Origin of the sequence: Brachybacterium sp. GCM10030252 (assembly GCF_042666535.1) — a bacterium.
In the GTDB taxonomy this organism is placed as follows: domain Bacteria; phylum Actinomycetota; class Actinomycetes; order Actinomycetales; family Dermabacteraceae; genus Brachybacterium.
Genome location: NZ_JBHTDM010000005.1, coordinates 1 through 17,284 on the forward strand (window position 1 = coordinate 1; position 17,284 = coordinate 17,284).

A 17,284-nucleotide genomic window follows, 5' to 3' on the forward strand; every position below is an offset into this window, starting at 1 on the left:
CCGAAGTCCGGCTCCCACGTGGCGTCGTTCACGAACAGCGGTACCACGATCACCACGGCGTCGGCCTGCGGGATCGCCTCGGCGTAGTCGGTCGTCGCCCGCAGCTGGCCCGCCGGGACCAGTTCGCTCAGCTTCTCCTGCAGCTGCGCCTCGCCCGGGAACGGTTCTCTCGCCTGGTTGATCAGCTCGACCTGGCGGGGATTGGTGTCCACGCCGATGACCTCGTGCCCTGCATCGGCGAACTGCACCGCCAGCGGCAGCCCGATCTTCCCCAGTGCCACGACAGCTGTCTTCACGGCGATTCCTCCTCCTGCGGCGCCGACGGGGCGCCGTGTACGCGATGACGGCCACCGGCGGCGGCCCACCGGGACAGGGTATCCTCCTCGGGCGTCCGGGAAGGTCAGTCCCGCACCGTCACGTCGTCGAAGCCGCAGTGTCCGCGCGGCCCCGAGATCCGGGCCGCGCGGAGCCCAGAAGGAGAGCCCTTGAGCACGTCCGAGCCCGAGCGCGAAGGGCCCGATCCGGGAGCCGAGAGCACCTGGTTCGTCGTCCCGCTGTTCAACGAGGGCGCGGTCGTCGGCGACGTGATCCGTGACCTGCGCATGCGCTACCCGCTGGTGGTCTGTGTGGACGACGGCAGCCAGGACGACTCCGCCGCCATCGCGGCCGACGCCGGTGCCGCCGTGGTGCGCCACCCCTACAACATGGGTCAGGGAGCGGCGCTGAAGACGGGCATCGACTATGCGCTCAGGGACCCGGGCATGCGGCAGGTCGTGACCTTCGACTCCGACGGCCAGCACCAGGTCGATGACGCCGCCTCGATGATCGCCATGCGCGAGGCCGAGGGCGTCGACATCGTGCTCGGTTCCCGCTTCCTCGACGCGCGCACCCAGCCGGGACTGCTGAAGCGGATGGTGCTGCGGGGAGCGGTCTGGTACTCGAACCTCACCAGCGGCGTGCGCCTGACCGACGCGCACAACGGGCTGCGCGTGATCGGCCGGGAGGCGTGCGAGAAGCTCACCATCGAGCAGAACCGGATGGCCCACGCCTCCGAGATCGTCGAGGAGATCGGCCGCCACGGCTTCACGGTGCGCGAGCACCCGGTGCACATCCTCTACACCGACTACTCCCGGTCCAAGGGCCAGTCGATGCTGAACTCCGTGAACATCGTCATCGACATGCTCTTCCGCTGACCTGCGGGAAGCGCGGCGCGGGCCGCAGGGACGTTCCCGCGGGAACGCCTCCGCGACCCCGCGGGAACGTCTCCGCGCGAGCCCGCGGGAACGTCTCCGCGCGAGCCCGTCCTATCCCTCCGCGGGGGCCTCGGCCGAGCCGTCCTCGATGGAGTCGAAGAACGCGGCGATGTCGTCGTCGTCCGTGAGGATCGCGATCCCGGAGTTGTTCGTCCGGTACTCCGGATCCTCGATCGGCATCGCCAGCGTGGTGCCCTCGTTCATCGCCTTCCGTGCCGTCAGCGCCATGCGGCCGGCGGCGAAGATGCCGGTGCCCTCGCTGGTGATCAGGGCGTCCGAGCCCGCCCCGGCCAGGCGCACCTGCGCGATCGGGTTCAGCAGCACCGAGGGCGAGGTGGCGCGGTCCATCAGCGCGCCGACGAACTGCTGCTGACGCTGCTGGCGACCGATGTCTGCCGTGGGGTCGAAGTAGCGGGCCCGCACGAAGGCGAGCGCCTGCTCACCGCCCACGTCGTGGCAGCCCTCGGTCATGGACAGACCGGACTTCTCGTCCTCGACGTCCTGATCGATGCACAGGTTCACGTGTCCCACGGCGTCGACCATCCCCGAGACGCCGTCGAAGCCGATCTCCACGTAATGGTCGATGGTCAGGCCCGTGAACTCCTCCACGGTCTCGACCAGCAACGACGCCCCGCCGAAGGCGAAGGCGGCGTTGAGCTTGTAGCCCCCGTGCCCGGGGATGTCCACCAGGGTGTCGCGGGGCAGGGAGACGAGATAGCTGTTCCCGCCCGGGGCCTTGTGCAGCAGCATGATCGTGTCGGTGCGGGCGCCCTCGGTGCCGTCGTCGCCGACCGCGTCACCGCCGCGCCGGTCCGAGCCGGCGATCAGGTAGGTCGTGCCGGGCGTGTTCTCGGCCTCCGAGAGGGCGTCGATGTGCTCGATGCGGCTGTTGGCCCACAATCCCAGGCCGGCTCCCCAGCCCAGCACGATGACCAGCAGGAGCACGAGCAGCGTGGCACCCAGCCGCATCGGCCGCGGCACGCGCGACCGGCGCCGGGGGTTGCGGCCCGCCCCGGGAGGCGGTGGCGGGGGAGGGCCGCCGGGGCTGTCGGGTCCGCCCGGATCGGCGAGGCCGCCGGCCTGCCCCGCAGTGCGGTATCCCTGTCCGTGGTGATGGACGGGAGCGCCAGCCGACCCTGCAGGCCGGCCCGGCCCGGGCCGAGGCTCCTCGGCGCGAGGCAGCGGCCGGGTGGGAGCGGGTCCTCCGTTCCGCGGCTCCGCGTTCCCGGGTCGCGGCACGGGGCGGGCGCTGCCTCCGGCGCGGGCGCGGCTGCCCGCAGGTCTGCGGGGTCCTCCGCGTCGCGGGGAGCGGGGCGGCTCCTGATCGCTCACAGCGGTCTCCTCTCCGGCCGGGGCCCGGCTGGTGTCTCGTATAGCGCCCGCCAGAGTAGCGGGCCGTGCGGCCCGACCGTCCGTGCCGTCGGACCGATGCCCGCGATGTCCCGAGAACATTCCGCGAACCTTCACACGTCCGGCATCCGGCCGGTGTCCTGGCCAGTCGTGGTCTCCGTACACTGGGACCCGCGCCGCCGAGGCGGCCACGCTCACCAGCAGGAGGCGACGTGACCCCATCCGCACCCGCAGGCGGCCAGATGCCGTCAGCAGGGACCGCTCACCCCGACGCCGCGACAGCACGGGTCGTCGCCGTGGTCGTCACCTACAACCGCGAGCAGCTGCTGCGCGCGTGCCTGGACGCCCTGGAGGCCCAGGAGCGCCGGCCGGATGCCGTGGTGGTCATCGACAACGCCTCGAGCGATCTCAGTGGCACGGTGGCCGACGAGCACCCGATCGGGGCCGACGTCGTCCACCTGCGGCGCAACGTCGGTGGGGCGGGCGGCTTCGCGGCCGGGATCGCCCGCGCCCTGGCGCGCCACGGAGCCCAGTGGATCTGGCTGATGGATGACGACACCATCCCGCGGCCCGGCGCTCTCTCCGCGCTGCTGAGTGCGCTGGAGGCCTCCCCGGTACGGCTGAGCGTGCTGAGCTCGCGCGCGGTCTGGACCGACGGGCGCGATCACCCGATGAACAGTCAGCGCGTGCGCCTGGGGGCGAGCGCGCAGGAGCGCCGCGACGCGGCTCGTGCGGGCGGTCATCCCATCCGCACCGCGAGCTATGTCTCGGCCCTGCTCAACGGTGAGGACGTGCGCCGCCTCGGGCTCCCGTGCGCGGACTACTTCATCTGGTCCGACGATTTCGAGCACACCGGCCGCCTGCTGCGCCACGGCCGCGGCCTCCACGTGCGCGACTCGGTGGTCGAGCACCGCACCGTGCGCTTCGGGGACGCCCAGGCCAACCCGGGCTCCCGCTTCTACTACGACGTGCGCAACCGGCTGTGGGCGCTGCTGCGCACCAGGTCCTTCACCCCCGTGGAGCGGGTCCTGTACGGCGGGCGCACCGCGCTGGGATGGGCGGGACAGCTCGTGCGCCACCGCGGCGACCTGCTGGGAGTCGGCACCCGCGGACTGCTGGCCGCGCTGCGCCGAGGGCCGCGCCCGACCGCCGTGGTGCTGCAGGCCGACGGGGAGATCGCGGCCGACGTCCGCGCCATCGAACGGGCGGCCGGCCGGTGAGCTCATCCCCGTTCGCGACACCGCCCTTCGCCGTCCTGATGCCCCTGTGGGGGCGCGATGTGCCCGCGCGCGTCGAGCTGGCCCTGGCCTCCGCGACGCTCGAGCAGGAGCTCCGGCCGGAGCTGCTGATCCTCAGCGTCGACGGCCCGCTGCCTCCGGCGCTGGAGCGGCTCGTCGAGCGTGTCGGATCCGGCGAGTTCGGCCCCGCCCGGGTGCTGCGCCACGAGACCCATCGCGGAGTCGCGGCCGCGCTGCAGGACGGGCTGGAGGCCTCGCCCCATGAGATCGTCGCCCGGGCCGACGCCGACGATCTCTGCCAGCCCCAGCGGTTCGCCCTGCAGATCCCGCGCATGGAGGGCTCCGCGCCTCACGGCCACGAGGGAGAGTGCGAGCCGCTCGACCTCCTCGGCGGCGCGATGCGGGAGTTCAGCGACCGGGTCGCACCCGGCCGGGGGCCGCTGCGCACCCGTCCGCTGACGCACCGCGACATCGTCGCCTACATGCCCCACCACAGTCCCTTCCACCACCCCACCGTGGTGATGCGGCGCTCGGTCGCGCTCGCCGTCGGCGGCTACCGCGACCTGCCGCTGCTGGAGGACTACTGGCTCTGGGAGCGCATGATGCTGGGCGGGGCAAGGATGGCGAACCTCTCCGAGGTGGTCGTCGACTACCGGGTCGAGGACGAGCTGTTCGCGCGCCGTGGAGGCTGGCGGCTGTTCTCGAGCGATGTGCGTCTGCAGCGTCGGCTGCTCGCCGACAAGGTCACCTCGCCCGCGCTGTGCCTGCGCAACCTCACCCTGCGCGGCGCCTACCGTTTCGCGCCCGGATGGGCCCGGCGACTGGGATACCGCCAGTTCGTGGAGAAGGCGGTCCAGGAATGACCTCGCGGCACGAACCCACGATGAGCGTGCCCACACTGTCCGACGCGCCGTGCCGACGTGCTCGGGCGCCCCGCCCGCTCCGCTACTGTGATCGGGTCTCCGGCGGACCTCCCGCCTGCTTCGAAAGGATCCTCTGTGTCGACTCCTGATCTCCTCATCGTCGGCTCGGGCCTGTTCGGCCTGACCATCGCCGAGCGCGCGGTGGCCGAGCACGGCGCGAAGGTGACCATCATCGACCGCCGTCCCCATCTCGGTGGCAACGCCTACTCCGAGGCCGATGAGCAGACGGGCATCGAGGTGCACAAGTACGGGGCCCACCTGTTCCACACCTCGAACCCGCGCGTGTGGGACTACGTGAACCGGTTCACCGAGTTCACCGGCTACCAGCACAAGGTGTACACGAACCACCGCGGCGTGGTGTACCCGATGCCGATCAACCTGGGCACCATCAACCAGTTCTTCCAGGCCGCCTACTCGCCCGGCGAGGCGCGGGCGCTGATCGCCGAGCAGGCCGGTGAGCTCGCCGGCACCGATCCCGAGAACCTCGACGAGAAGGGGATCTCCCTCATCGGTCGCCCGCTGTACGAGGCGTTCATCAAGAACTACACCGGCAAGCAGTGGCAGACGGATCCCAAGGACCTGCCCGCCTCCATCATCTCCCGCCTGCCCGTGCGCTACACATACGACAACCGGTACTTCAACGACAAGTACGAGGGCCTGCCCGCGCAGGGATACACGGCGTGGCTGGAGCGGATGGCCGATCATCCCGACATCGAGGTGCAGCTGGAGACCGACTACTTCGACACCTCGCAGCCGCTGAACAAGGACGCCACCCGCGGGAACCTCCCCGTCGTCTACACCGGCCCCATCGACCGGTACTTCGACTACGAGCAGGGCCGACTGGGCTGGCGCACCATCGACCTCGAGACGGAGCACCCCGAGGTGGGCGACTTCCAGGGCACCTCGGTCATGAACTACGCCGACGCGGAGGTGCCCTACACCCGGATCATCGAGCCGCGCCACTTCCACCCCGAGCGCGACTACTACCCGGACGATCGCACCGTGATCCAGCGCGAGTACTCCCGCTTCGCCGAGTCCGGGGACGAGCCGTACTACCCGATCAACTCCGGCGGTGACCGCGAGACCCTGCTGGCCTACCGGGAACTGGCCGACGCCGAGCCGCGCACGCTGTTCGGCGGCCGCCTGGGCACCTATCAGTACCTGGACATGCACATGGCCATCGGCTCGGCCCTGTCCATGGCCGACAACAAGCTGGCCGACCTGCTGCGGGCGTGACCCGCCCGCCCCGCCGAGCCGGGGCACCCCACCAGCGCCGACGAGGAGCACCATGAATTCGACCCCTGCCCCTGCTGCACCGCACCAGGAGGCCGCTGCCTCCGCAGCCAGCAGCGACGGCGTCGCCCCGCAGCGGCTGCTGCAACGGGTGATCCTGCCCGCCGAGGCGTCCCCGGACGTCGTCCCGCTGTACATCGAGGCGGAGGACGCCCGCTCGGGCGTCACCGGCGGCTCGTTCGGCCTCGGCGGCAACGCCGGGACCGCCGGCGGGCAGGAGGAGGCCTCCGGCTCGCGGTTCGGCTCGCACGCACAGGTCGAGATCAGCGAGCTGGACGACCGCCACTCCGTGCGGATCCCCGCCCATGCCATGCGCTCGTTCGGCACCTATTTCAACGCCTTCCCCGCGGCCTACTGGCGTCGCTGGACCCCGGTGCGCAGGATCCGCCTGACCGTGCGCACCGCCGGATCCGGCCACCTGGTGGTGATGCGCTCGACCGCGCGCGGCACCCTCCAGCGCCATGAGTCCCGCACCGTCAGCGGCGCTGGCGACCAGGTCTTCGACCTGCCGCTGACCGCCTTCGGCGACGGCGGCTGGTACTGGTTCGACGCCTACGCGGGCAGCGAGGACCTCACGGTGATGGGCGCGCAGTGGACGGCCGACGCCGACCTCGCCCGCACCGAGGGCAGCTTCTCGATCTCCATGACCACCATGAATAAGGTCGAGTACTGCCTGGACAACATCCGCACGATCGCGGAGGACCCGGACCTGCGCGCCCTGCTGGACGTGATGTACGTCGTCGACCAGGGCTCCGACCGGCTCACCGACCACCCCGACGAGCTCGGCCCGCTCCAGGAATCCCTCGGTGGGCAGTTGCAGATCATCGAGCAGGGCAACATCGGCGGCTCCGGCGGCTTCTCCCGCGGGATGTACGAGGCCGCGACCGCGGGCACCTCGACCTACGTCATCAACTGCGACGACGACATCGTCATCGAACCGGAGTCCCTGATCCGGATGACCACGTTCGCCGACTTCGCGACGAAGCCGACGATCGTCGGCGCGCACATGTTCGACCTCAACAACCGTTCGGTGCTGCACACCTTCGGCGAGGTCGTCGATCCGTGGCGCATCCAGCCCGCACTGGCCAACCCCTCCAGCGAGATGGGGCACGACTTCACCCTCGCCCCGCTGCGCTCGACCCCGTGGCTGCACCGCCGCGCCGACGTGGACTACAACGGCTGGTGGAGCTGCCTGATCCCCACCGAGACGGTGCGCGCGATCGGGCTCAGCCTGCCGGTGTTCATCAAGTGGGATGACGCGGAGTACGGACTGCGGGCCAAGAAGGCCGGATACCCCACGGTCTCGCTGCCCGGCGCCGGCGTGTGGCACATGAGCTGGGTCGACAAGGACGACCTCGTCGGCTGGCAGGCCTACTTCCACGAGCGCAACCGCCTGATCACGGCCCTGCTGCACTCGCCGTACGAGCGTGGCGGCCGGGTGATCAAGGAATCGCAGTTCATGGACGTCAAGCACTTGATCTCCATGCAGTACTACACCGAGGCCGGCCGCCTCATGGCTCAGCGGGACGTGCTCGAGGGCCCCGGTGCCCTGCACCCGGCGATCGGCACCAAGCTGCCCGAGATCCGCGCGATGGCCTCCGACTTCGACGACGCGGTCGCGAAGAAGGATCAGGACCTCTACCCGCCGGTCCACGTCGACAAGCCCCCGCGCAAGGGCCGGCCCTTCACCGAGCCGCGCCGGGTGCTGCTGCCCGCATGGACGGCCAAGACCCTGGTCAAGCAGCTCATCAAGCCGCCCAAGCCGCGGGCCGATGAGAACCCGCAGGCCGCGATCGCCCACCTCGACGCCAAGTGGTGGCGGCTGTCGGCCTACGACAGTGCACTGGTCTCGAACGCCGAGGGCACGCAGGTCGCCTGGTACAAGCGCAGCCCGCAGCAGGTGCGCGAGATGCTTGCCGAGGCGATCCGCGCGCACGTCGAGCTCCACCGTCGCTGGAACGCCCTGGCGCGCGCCTACCGGGAAGCCAGCGGGGCGATCACCAGCTTCGAGGCCTGGGAGAAGACCTTCGCGGACAACCCCGCGCCGGTGCGCGAGATCGATCGCGCAGACGGCCGGGAGTCAACCGGGACGAGCGGAGGCTCGACGGCGTGAACGACGCAGTCGAACCGCGCACTGCGAAGGTCCCCTCGCGCGCCGAGCAGGCCGAGGGGTGGCGGGCGCCGGGGCAGGACGCCGGCTGGCTGAACCCGCTGACCGAGCGCTTCCTGCTGCGGCTGCTGGTGCGCAAGGAGCTTCGGGTGCGCTACCGCGGCAGCGTGCTGGGCATGGTGTGGAGCTACGTGAAGCCCGCCGTGCAGTTCATCGTGTTCTACATCGCGCTCGGGGTGTTCCTGCAGCTGTCCAAGGGGACCCCGGCCTACGCCGTGTACCTGTTCAGCGGCATCGTCGTCATCAACCTCTTCGGCGAGGTGTTCGGCAACGCCACGCGCTCGATCACCGGCAACCAGGCGCTGGTCTCGAAGATCTACCTGCCCAGCCAGCTGTTCCCCTGGTCGAGCATGATCGTGGCGCTGGTGCATTTCGTCCCGCAGCTGCTGGTGCTGGTGGTCGGCGCGCTGCTGATGGGCTGGATCCCCTCGTTCACCTCCGCGGTCGCCTTCGGACTCGGCATGATCATCCTGCTGGTGTTCACGATGGGACTGGGCATGATCACCGCTGCCCTGAACGCCGCCTTCCGGGACGTCGAGAACTTCGTGGACCTCGTGGTCATGGTCGCCACCTGGCTCTCGCCGGTGCTGTATCGGATCTCCATGGTCCAGGAATCGATCGACGGCACGATCTGGTGGTGGCTGTACCAGCTGAACCCCCTGACGATCGTGGTCGAGCTGTTCCACACCGCGTTCTGGCGCTACAGCGAGCCCGTCGTGCTCAAGGTGCCCACGGATCCGACCCTGGTCACGCCCGGGGAGCCCTACGGGCTGTGGTGGGCCGGACTGCTGATCGCAGGGGCCGTCTTCGTCCTCGGCACCATCGTGTTCGAGCGCTCCAAGCGGCGCTTCGCCCAGGAACTGTGAAGGGAGGAGGCCCGTGAGCCCGAACGTGCAGGACATCCCCGACTCCGCAGCCGTCCCCACCGACCGCGAGATGGTGCGCATTCAGCGCGTCACCAAGCAGTTCTCCCTGCGTCATGATCGCGCGCTGAAGGAGCTGGTCTTCTCCGCGCTGCAGCGCAAGAAGCTGGCCGATACCTTCCTCGCGCTGGACGACGTCGACCTCACCGTCCATGCGGGGGAGACCGTGGGCCTGATCGGGTTCAACGGCTCCGGCAAGTCGACGCTGCTCAAGACCATCTCCGGGGTGCTGTTCCCGGACCGCGGGCGGGTGCTGCTGCGCGGGCGCGTCGCCGGGCTGATCGAGGTCGGCGCCGGCTTCCACCCCGACCTCTCGGGACGCGAGAACGTCTACCTCAACGGTGCGATCCTCGGGATGAGCCGCGAGCAGATCGACGCGAAGTTCGACGACATCGTCGCCTTCAGCGAGATCGAGGAGTTCATCGACACCGACGTGAAGTACTACAGCTCGGGCATGTTCCTGCGGCTGGCGTTCGCCGTCGCCGTGCACACCGAGCCGGACATCTTCCTGGTCGACGAGATCCTCTCCGTCGGGGACGAGCCGTTCCAGCGCAAGTGCCTCCAGCGCATCCGCGAGCTGCAGCAGGCCGGGCGCACGATGATCGTGGTCTCCCACGAGCTCGAGATGCTCGAGAAGCTGTGCTCGCGCATCGTGGTGCTGCGCAAGGGCGAGATCGTCTACGACGGCGATCCCACCGAGGCCGTGCGCACGCTCCGCGCGAGCTGACACGGCTGAGCGGGTCGCCCGGCTCAGGCTCGGCCGGTCACCGACTCCTCCTGCGCCTGGCGCTCGCTCACCGCGGCGGCGGGGCCGACGATGCCGCCCCCGGCCAGCAGGGCAGCCAGCACGGCCGGCGCCGATTCCAGCCCGTCCCCGGCCACCAGCAGCCGGGGCGGTGCCGACGTCGACGCAGTCCCGTCGCCGGCTGCTGCAGCCACCGGGTCCGGTCCGCTCCAGGCCGGCAGAGCCACGCCGAGCCGGTCCGAGCTGGCGCGCACCTCCGCCACCCAGTCGTGGGCGAGGGCGGGCAGCTCGGAGGAGAAGCGCGGGGCGAGGGAGAGGGGCTCCAGGGCCAGCACCTCGTCGGCATCCGCGGCGAGCTCGGACTCGGGACGGTCGGTGATCACCACCCGCGGCCCGGTGCGCTCCGGGCCGGCGCCGTGCCCGTCGGCGATCGTCACCTCGGCGCCCAGCGACCAGGAGGCCAGGGCCAGGACCAGTCGCTTCCAGTGCGGCGGCAGATCGATCAGGACGCTGTCGCCGAGCTCCAGCGCGATCTCGTCGTGGAGATGGCCGACGGCCTTGATCACCCAGTTGGCCAGCACATGCCCCGACAGCTCGATGCGGGACGCCTCGCCGTACCAGGCCAGGACGGGATGGGGGCCGCCGCGCTCGAGCGCGGCCAGCAGGCGGGTGGAGAGGTCGACGGTCATCGGGAGTCCTCCTGCGGGTGGGTGACGACGACGGTCAGGGGCGGCAGCGGCGCGGCGATGGCCTCGGCCCCGAGGGCGGTGCGGACCCGCTCGGCCAGTTCGCCCGCGGCGACCCAGTCTGCGGGATCGGCGCCGCCGGGAGTGACCAGGATGCGCCGCGGCTCGCCGCCGCCCTCGGCGGTGGCGTCCTCGGCGAGGTGGGCAGTGGCCGTGCGCGGCCTCCGGCCCGCCCGGGGCAGCGCAGCGACCTCGAGGGCGCGGGCGATCCGCTCCGCGGCAGGTTCCGGGGACATGCGGGCGATCGGCTCCTGGGCCGGGGCGAGCCCCAGCGCCACCCACACCGACTCGAGGCTGGGGCGGCGGAACCAGTCGTCGGCTCCGGTGCGCGAGAGGTCGCGGGCGGGGACGTCGTCAGCGGTCGCGCCGGGCACGCCGCGCACGATCGCCGCCGGGACCCCGGAGGCCTTGCCCTTGACCAGATCCGCGGCGGCGGCCAGCTCGTCGGCCAGGGCGCGTACGGTCACGGTCAGGGGGCGCCCGTCCGCGTCCGCCCCGCCGCGCAGATCCTGCAGGGAGGCGACCCCGGCGGCGCCGAGCGCGATGTCGCCGCTGCCCACCCGCCAGACCCGCGAGGAGGTGTCGGTCAGCACCACCCCGATCCGGACGCCGAGGGCGGCGATGAGTCCGCTGCGCAGCTCGGCGGCGCACGCATCGGGGTCCTCGGGCAGCAGCAGCGGGCCCTCGGGCGCGTTGGAGGAGTCCACGCCGGCGGCCGCGAGCACCGGTCCCGAGGCGATCTGGACGACGGAGGTGACCAGGCGGGTGTGGCGCCGGCGGGCGATGGTCCGCACCGCCGCGGCCTCGATCGCGGCCTCACGCCGGGCGGCGGGGACGGACAGGCCGAGCGACTTCGAGACGATCTTCGTCGAGACGCACAGGACGTCGCCCTCCTGGACGCCGGCCTCCCGGACGGCGGCGGCCAGGACGGCGGGGAGATCCTCGCCCGCCCGGATCTCCCCGAGGCCGGTGACCGGGATGACCTGCACGGGGCCCGGGGCGCGAGGCGAGGATCCGGCGGGGGCCGACGGCCGGTGCTGCGGCACTCGCGACGGAGGGTGCGGGGTGGCGATGAGGGATCCTCCGGGTTCTGTGATTCGGGACCGCCGGGCCGCGGGACGCGCCGGTGCCGCTTGACGGGCCATAACTACACGGGTGTATTTTAGGCCGCATCAGGCCGTCGGTGGTCATCGGTGGGCAATCAGCAGCGGAAGGAGAGGTGGCGATGGACGAGGAACAGGTCGAGGACGACGCGCGTGCAGAGCTGTCCCTGCTCGACTTCGCCGGGCAGGACTCCGACGATACCGAGCTGTCATGGCAGGAGCGCGCCCTGTGCGCGCAGACCGACCCGGAGGCGTTCTTCCCCGAGAAGGGCGGCTCCACCCGTGAAGCGAAGAAGGTGTGCGTCTCCTGCGAGGTGCGCGCCGAGTGCCTCGAGTACGCCCTGGAGAACGACGAGCGCTTCGGTATCTGGGGCGGACTGTCCGAGCGTGAGCGCCGCAAGCTCAAGCGCCGGGTGGTCTGACATCCTTCCCCGGTGAGCGAACCTCATGTCACTGCTGTCGTCCTGCTGAGCGGGTCGACGACCGCGCATTCCCTCAGCACAGCCCTCGAAGCCGTCACCGGCCAGTCCCGGCACGCCGACCGCCTCGTGGTGGTTGCCACCTCCGATCTCTCCGACGACGTCCAGGATGCCCTCGACGCGCAGGTCGCCGACGGGGTGGTCGACGACGTCGTGACCATATCCGCCTCCGCCGGCCCGGCGGGAGCGGTGCGTGAGGCCGCCGATCTGCTCTCGCGGGGTTCGCGCGAGTCGGGCCGCGCCCCCGCCGCCGACGTCGACGCCGGGGATATCGAGGACACCGCCCGGCCCTCCCGGCGACGCGCCCGAAAGGTCGACCGCACCGCGATCGAGAAGCGCCGCACCCAGCAGGCCGAGGACCTCGCCCGCATCCCGCAGCGGCTGCGCACGCGCCGCTCCCGCCCTGGCCGACGCGTCGGCCTCGGGGGCGGCGCCGATTCCGAGTCCTGGTCGTCCTGGCTGTGGTTCGTCGTCGACGGTTCCACGCCGGGGCCGACCGCTCTCGAGCACCAGCTGCGATTCGCCGCCGAATCCCCGAACACCGGCGTGGTCGGGGCCAAGCGCGTGCGTCCTATGGGGCCGGCACCGGACGGCGACGGCCCCGACCGGGACGGCCTCGGCCAGGACGGTCCCGGCCAGGAACGCCTCGATCACGACCAGCTCGATCACGACCGGAACGACGAGAGTGCGCCGGGAACCGCCCCGCATGCCGATGCCCTCGTGGACGTGGGCATCACGCTGACCCACGGCGGCCGCATCATCACCGGGGTCGACCCCGGAGAGATCGACCAGGGACAGGCCGACTGGCGCCAGGACGTGCTCGCCGTGGCGCTGCCGGGCATGCTGATCCGCGAGCAGACCCTGCGCGACGTGGGCGGTCTGGACCCCGACCTGCCCGCTCCGTGGGCCGAGATCGACCTGTGCCGGCGCGTGTGGCGCTCGGGCGAGCGTGTCGCGGTCCAGTCCGCTGCGACGGTCCTCTACCCCGCACCGACGCGGCCGGGCCTGGAGCGCCTGCAGGAGCAGCGCACCGGGCAGATCCTGGTGCTCCTCAAGCATCGCTCCCTCCTCATGGCCCTGGCCATGCTGCTCGTGCTGCCGCTGAGCACGATGCTGCGGATGGCCGGGGCGGTCGCCGCCTCCGCGCCGCGCCGCGCCGGGATGGAGCTGCGAGCCTGGATCGCGGCACTCGCCCGCGCTCCTCGGGTGCTGGGCCGGGGCCTTCGCGAGCGTCGGCGGGCCCGTGTTCCCAGCGGGCGCCTGGCCCCGCTCTACCTGCCCCGCGGTGAGGGCGCCCGGCGCCTGCTCGACGACACCTGGACCCGGCTGGTCGCCGACGACGACCGGATCCGCCGCATCCGACGCACCACCTGGGGCGTCGCCGGGACCCGTCACGGGATCGAGGACGCCGACTACGGTCGCCACCTGGTGTGGACCGTGGTGGTGGCGCTGACCGCGACCGTGCTGGGGCTGACCGCCCTGCGCCGCCTGTTCGGCAGGGGCGAGCTCACCGGCCCCGGGCTGCGAGCGATCCCTGAGAGCTGGGGCGCGCTGTGGGAGGCCGCCTGGTCCAGTTGGATCCCCGGCGGGCTGGGGGAGCGCGGGCCGGGCGACCCGCTGGTGCGCCTGCTGGGTCATCTCCCGCTCGGCGGTTCCCTGTTCATCGAGATCGTCGTGTTCGCCGCGGTGCCCGTGAGCGCGCTGGCCGCCTGGTGGGCGGCCGGCGCCGTGACCCGCGCCGTCGGGGCGCGGCTCGCGCTGACCACGGCGTGGGCAGTGGCGCCGTCGCTGCTGGCCGCTCTGGCGGCCGGGGCGTGGCCGCTGCTGCTGGTGCACATGCTGCTGCCTCTGATCGCGCTGTCGATCGGCCGGGCCGTCGGCCTCCCGCACAAGGTCTCGCAGGCGAGCATCTCGGCCGCCGCGATCGGCGGCCTGCTGCTGCTGGTCGCCGGCGCGATCCAGCCGGTGCTGGTGCTCCTGGGGGCGGTGGCGCTGGTGCTCATCGCACTCGGCGTGCCCGGCCGCCGGGCCCGTCTGCTGTGGGTCCTCCTGCCCTCCCTCGCTCTGCATGCCCCGTACCTGCCTGTCTACCTGGGCCACCCGCGCACGCTGCTGGCCGTGGGAGGTATGCCGGCCCGCGCAGGCACCGCCTCCACGACGGATCTGCTGTCGCTGTGGCCCGTGGCCCCGGGCCTGCAGGACGCGCTGGCGCCTCAGCTGGGGGGACCGGGCGGGACGATCGCCCTGCTGGCACCGGTGCTGCCGGTCGCCCCCGTCATCCTCGCCGCGATCTTCTCGCCCCTGCTGGCCGGGCAGGCGGGGCGGGTCGGCCGCTTCAGCGTGCTGATGGCCGCCGTGAGTCTGCTGACCGTCCTGCTGGCGCGCGAGACGCCGACCGCCCTCGGCGACGAGCAGCTGGTGACCGCTCCGCTGCACGGCCTGCTGAGCGTGACCCTGCTGCTGCTCTGCCTCGGGGCCGCGGCGAGCTTCGACGCCCTCGCCCGGCGGGAACCGGGTGACGGCCGCCTCCGTCGCCTCCTGACCTCGATCACGGGGGCGGCTGTGGCCGCGGTCTGTCTGGTCACCGTCGTCGGCGGGACCGCGCTGCTGCCCGGCCAGCTGCGCGTGGACCGTGTCGAGGGCGGCGAGGTCCCGGCCGCCGCCGCGGACCAGGGCCGCACCTCCGCCCGCGCCCGGGTGCTCGTCCTCGAGCAGGAGGCCGACGGCTCCGTCGGCGCCAGCGTGGTCGTCCATGGCGGCGACACCGTCATCCAGCACGCCGCGATCGACGACGCCCGGCACGTCGAGACCGTCCGCTCCGGAAACGCCCCCGACGAGGATCCCGGCTCCACCGCGCTGCGGGGTGCCGTCGCCGAGATGCTCTCCTCCGGGGCCGACGCGGCCGCGAGCGACGAGGTCCAGCAGGCCACCGCCACTCTCGCCGTCGCCTATGTCGTCGTCGAGGGCGACCCGGAGCAGCAGGCGGAGCTGATGCGGACCCTGGACACCTCCTCGACGTTCGAGAAGGTCACCGAAGGCGCCCGTGGCGGCATGTGGCGGGTCATCGACTCCGCACCCCGCGCCCGAGTCACCGGCGGAGACGAACCCGTCGCGCTGGACAGCGGCGTGATCGGCGCCGAGGGCACCGTTCCCGCCGCCCGGGATGAACGCACCGTGGTGCTCGCCGAGCGCTACGACACCCAGTGGGAGGCGACGCTCGAGGGCACCGAGCTCGAGCCGGTCGTCGTGGACGGCTGGGCGCAGGGCTTCACCGTCCCGCCCGGCACCGGCGGCGACATCGACATCCATCGCGAGCAGCCCTTCCGCCTGCTCTGGCAGGTCGGCCTGTACGCCGTGCTGGCCCTGACCGCGCTGATCGCGATCCCCTGGCGCGTGCGCCCCCGGGCCGCGGAGGAGATGTATGGCTGAGAGCGATCTGCACACCGACCGGGAGCTGGCTCCATCGCGCCGCGCCCCCCACGGTGGTCCCTGGCGCCCGCTGCTGGCCCTGGCTGCTCTGATTCCCCTGGCCGCCGCGGTGGGGGCGATCGCCGCCACCCCGGGGCCGGAACCGACGACACTCGCCCGCGCCGAGGCGCAGTCGCAGCCGGGGGCGACCTCGCTGCAGTGCCCCGGCCCGCTCACGCTGCCCGAGGAGCTCCTCGCGGAGGGGCCGGACGCCGATCTCGCCGTCACCCCGCCCACCGAGACGGTGGACCTCTCCTCCGTGGCCCTGGAACCGGAGTCCTCCCTGCTGTTCGGGGAGGTCAGCGCTTCGGAGACGCTGCAGGAGGACGACGGCTCCGTGCGAGCTCCCGACATCGTCACCGAGGGCAGCGACGGCACGGCCCTCCAGGACCGGACCGCCGCCCAGGACCTGGGAGCAGGCGTGCAGGCCGTGACCGGCATCGAGGATTCCCCGGTGGTGCGTGCGGCGACCTCGCAGGGTGGCCGCCCTGTGGCGGACACCGTGCAATCCACTGCCACCGACGCCGGCGACTATCGCTCCCTGTCGCTGACCCGCTGCGCCGAGCCGACCACGGACGCGTCGTTCCTGGGGGTCTCGACCGCCACCGGCGACAGCTCGGCGCTGGTCCTGCGCAACCCGACGCAGCGGCCGGCCACGGCCTCGGTGCAGGTGTGGACCGAGGACGGACCCGCCGCGATGGAGGGCCGCAGCCAGGTCGTGGTCGCTCCCGGCGCCGAGGAACGGGTGCTGCTGGAATCCGTGGCCGGTGGCCACGACGTCGTGGGCGTGCGCACCACATCGCTCGGCGCGCCGCTGGCGATGCACGTGCAGACGACCGAGCGCGACGGGCTGACCCCCGGGGGCGCCGAGATCCTCCAGCCGCTCGCACCCGCCGCCGAGGAGCAGGTGATGCCGGGTGTGGAGGTCGCCGGGACCCCGCCGGTCCTCGTGCTCGCCAACCCCGAGGGTGCGGACACCACCGCCTCCGTGGACGTCGCCGGTGACGACGGCCCGGTCGACGAGGCCGCCCTCGAGGATGTCGAGGTGCCCGCGGGCGCTGTCGTCAGCGTGCCGCTGGAGTCTCTGGGTGATGGCACCTTCTCCGTCTCGGTCACCTCCGCGGATCCGGTGCTGGCGGTCACGCGCTCCTCCGCCACGGGCGCGGACCTGCCGGGGGACACGGTGGGCAGCCCGGTCGATTTCACCCTCGTCGGCTCCGCGCCTGCCATCGCGTCCCACGCCATCACGGCCCTGCCGGCCGAGGGCGCGGCGGGGGAGCTGACCCTGGCGGCGACGGCGGATTCCGCGGTCACCGTCATCCCGATTGCCGCGGACGGGTCCGCCGGGGACCCGGTCCGGACCGAGGTCAGCGAGGGCGGCTCGACCTCGGTCGTCGCCGCCGACCTGGAGATCGACGGGCAGTCCGCGGCCGGTCTCACCGTGGTGCCGGAGGTCCCCGGTGCCGTGCATGCCACCTGGATGCAGCGCGAGAGCGACGGCGCCGGCGGCGTGCTGCTCTCAGCCCTGCCGGTGCACACGGCGCGCAGCGGCGGCGACCCGCTCACGGTGCGGCTGCAGGAGTGAACCGCGGG

General features: G+C 72.4%; 14 protein-coding genes. 10 read left to right on the forward strand and 4 right to left on the reverse strand.

Annotated features, from left to right (window positions below; all coding sequences use genetic code 11):
- Positions 1-296, reverse strand: a 296-nt coding sequence (locus tag ACFQRJ_RS03995; protein ID WP_377017296.1) for an NAD(P)-binding domain-containing protein, incomplete at its 3' end; no start/stop codon positions are given.
- Between the two features lie 189 nt (positions 297-485).
- Here ACFQRJ_RS03995 and ACFQRJ_RS04000 point away from each other — a divergent pair.
- Positions 486-1,193 (forward strand): glycosyltransferase family 2 protein, encoded by a 708-nt coding sequence (locus ACFQRJ_RS04000; RefSeq protein WP_377017298.1) that lies wholly within the window; start codon positions 486-488, stop codon positions 1,191-1,193.
- Between the two features lie 111 nt (positions 1,194-1,304).
- Here ACFQRJ_RS04000 and ACFQRJ_RS04005 read toward each other — a convergent pair whose 3' ends face one another.
- Positions 1,305-2,222, reverse strand: coding sequence for an LCP family protein (locus ACFQRJ_RS04005; protein WP_377017300.1), 918 nt, complete (start codon positions 2,220-2,222; stop codon positions 1,305-1,307).
- 593 nt (positions 2,223-2,815) lie between these two features.
- Between ACFQRJ_RS04005 and ACFQRJ_RS04010 the strand changes: the two genes are divergently transcribed.
- From ACFQRJ_RS04010 to ACFQRJ_RS04035, 6 genes are all read left to right on the forward strand, one after another.
- A complete protein-coding gene (locus tag ACFQRJ_RS04010) occupies positions 2,816-3,823 on the forward strand; it encodes a glycosyltransferase (protein WP_377017302.1) in 1,008 nt (335 codons plus the stop codon).
- Positions 3,820-4,704 (forward strand): glycosyltransferase, encoded by an 885-nt coding sequence (locus ACFQRJ_RS04015; protein ID WP_377017304.1) that lies wholly within the window; start codon positions 3,820-3,822, stop codon positions 4,702-4,704. The genes ACFQRJ_RS04010 and ACFQRJ_RS04015 overlap by 4 nt, the downstream gene beginning before the upstream one ends.
- Positions 4,705-4,839: 135 nt before the next feature.
- On the forward strand, positions 4,840-6,000 hold the full coding sequence (glf, locus tag ACFQRJ_RS04020) for a UDP-galactopyranose mutase (protein ID WP_377017306.1): 1,161 nt from the start codon (positions 4,840-4,842) through the stop codon (positions 5,998-6,000).
- A gap of 52 nt (positions 6,001-6,052) precedes the next feature.
- Positions 6,053-8,170 (forward strand): glycosyltransferase, encoded by a 2,118-nt coding sequence (locus ACFQRJ_RS04025; RefSeq protein ID WP_377017308.1) that lies wholly within the window; start codon positions 6,053-6,055, stop codon positions 8,168-8,170.
- Positions 8,167-9,093, forward strand: coding sequence for an ABC transporter permease (locus ACFQRJ_RS04030; RefSeq protein ID WP_377017310.1), 927 nt, complete (start codon positions 8,167-8,169; stop codon positions 9,091-9,093). Before ACFQRJ_RS04025 ends, ACFQRJ_RS04030 begins: the two co-directional genes overlap by 4 nt.
- Positions 9,094-9,163: 70 nt before the next feature.
- Positions 9,164-9,877, forward strand: coding sequence for an ABC transporter ATP-binding protein (locus ACFQRJ_RS04035; protein ID WP_377017610.1), 714 nt, complete (start codon positions 9,164-9,166; stop codon positions 9,875-9,877).
- Positions 9,878-9,900: 23 nt separating this feature from the next.
- On the opposite strand, the gene ACFQRJ_RS04040 is transcribed toward ACFQRJ_RS04035, so the two are convergent.
- Positions 9,901-10,584: a TIGR03089 family protein gene (locus ACFQRJ_RS04040; RefSeq protein WP_377017312.1), complete on the reverse strand. Its 684-nt coding sequence runs from the start codon at positions 10,582-10,584 to the stop codon at positions 9,901-9,903.
- The gene (gene cofE / locus ACFQRJ_RS04045; protein WP_377017314.1) at positions 10,581-11,687 is read right to left on the reverse strand and encodes a coenzyme F420-0:L-glutamate ligase; all 1,107 of its coding nucleotides are present in this window, start codon (positions 11,685-11,687) and stop codon (positions 10,581-10,583) included. Before cofE ends, ACFQRJ_RS04040 begins: the two co-directional genes overlap by 4 nt.
- 179 nt (positions 11,688-11,866) lie before the next feature.
- On the opposite strand from cofE, the gene ACFQRJ_RS04050 reads away from it, so the two are divergent.
- From ACFQRJ_RS04050 to ACFQRJ_RS04060, 3 genes are read left to right on the forward strand one after another with little or no spacing between them, the layout of a single operon-like run.
- Positions 11,867-12,166 carry a WhiB family transcriptional regulator gene (locus tag ACFQRJ_RS04050; RefSeq protein WP_377017316.1) on the forward strand — a complete coding sequence of 100 codons (300 nt, stop codon included), beginning with the start codon at positions 11,867-11,869 and terminating at the stop codon, positions 12,164-12,166.
- 12 nt (positions 12,167-12,178) lie between these two features.
- Complete coding sequence (locus ACFQRJ_RS04055; RefSeq protein ID WP_377017318.1) at positions 12,179-15,652, forward strand: hypothetical protein; 3,474 nt, start codon at positions 12,179-12,181, stop codon at positions 15,650-15,652.
- Positions 15,645-17,276, forward strand: coding sequence for a DUF5719 family protein (locus tag ACFQRJ_RS04060; RefSeq protein WP_377017320.1), 1,632 nt, complete (start codon positions 15,645-15,647; stop codon positions 17,274-17,276). Before ACFQRJ_RS04055 ends, ACFQRJ_RS04060 begins: the two co-directional genes overlap by 8 nt.
- Positions 17,277-17,284 lie beyond the last annotated feature (8 nt).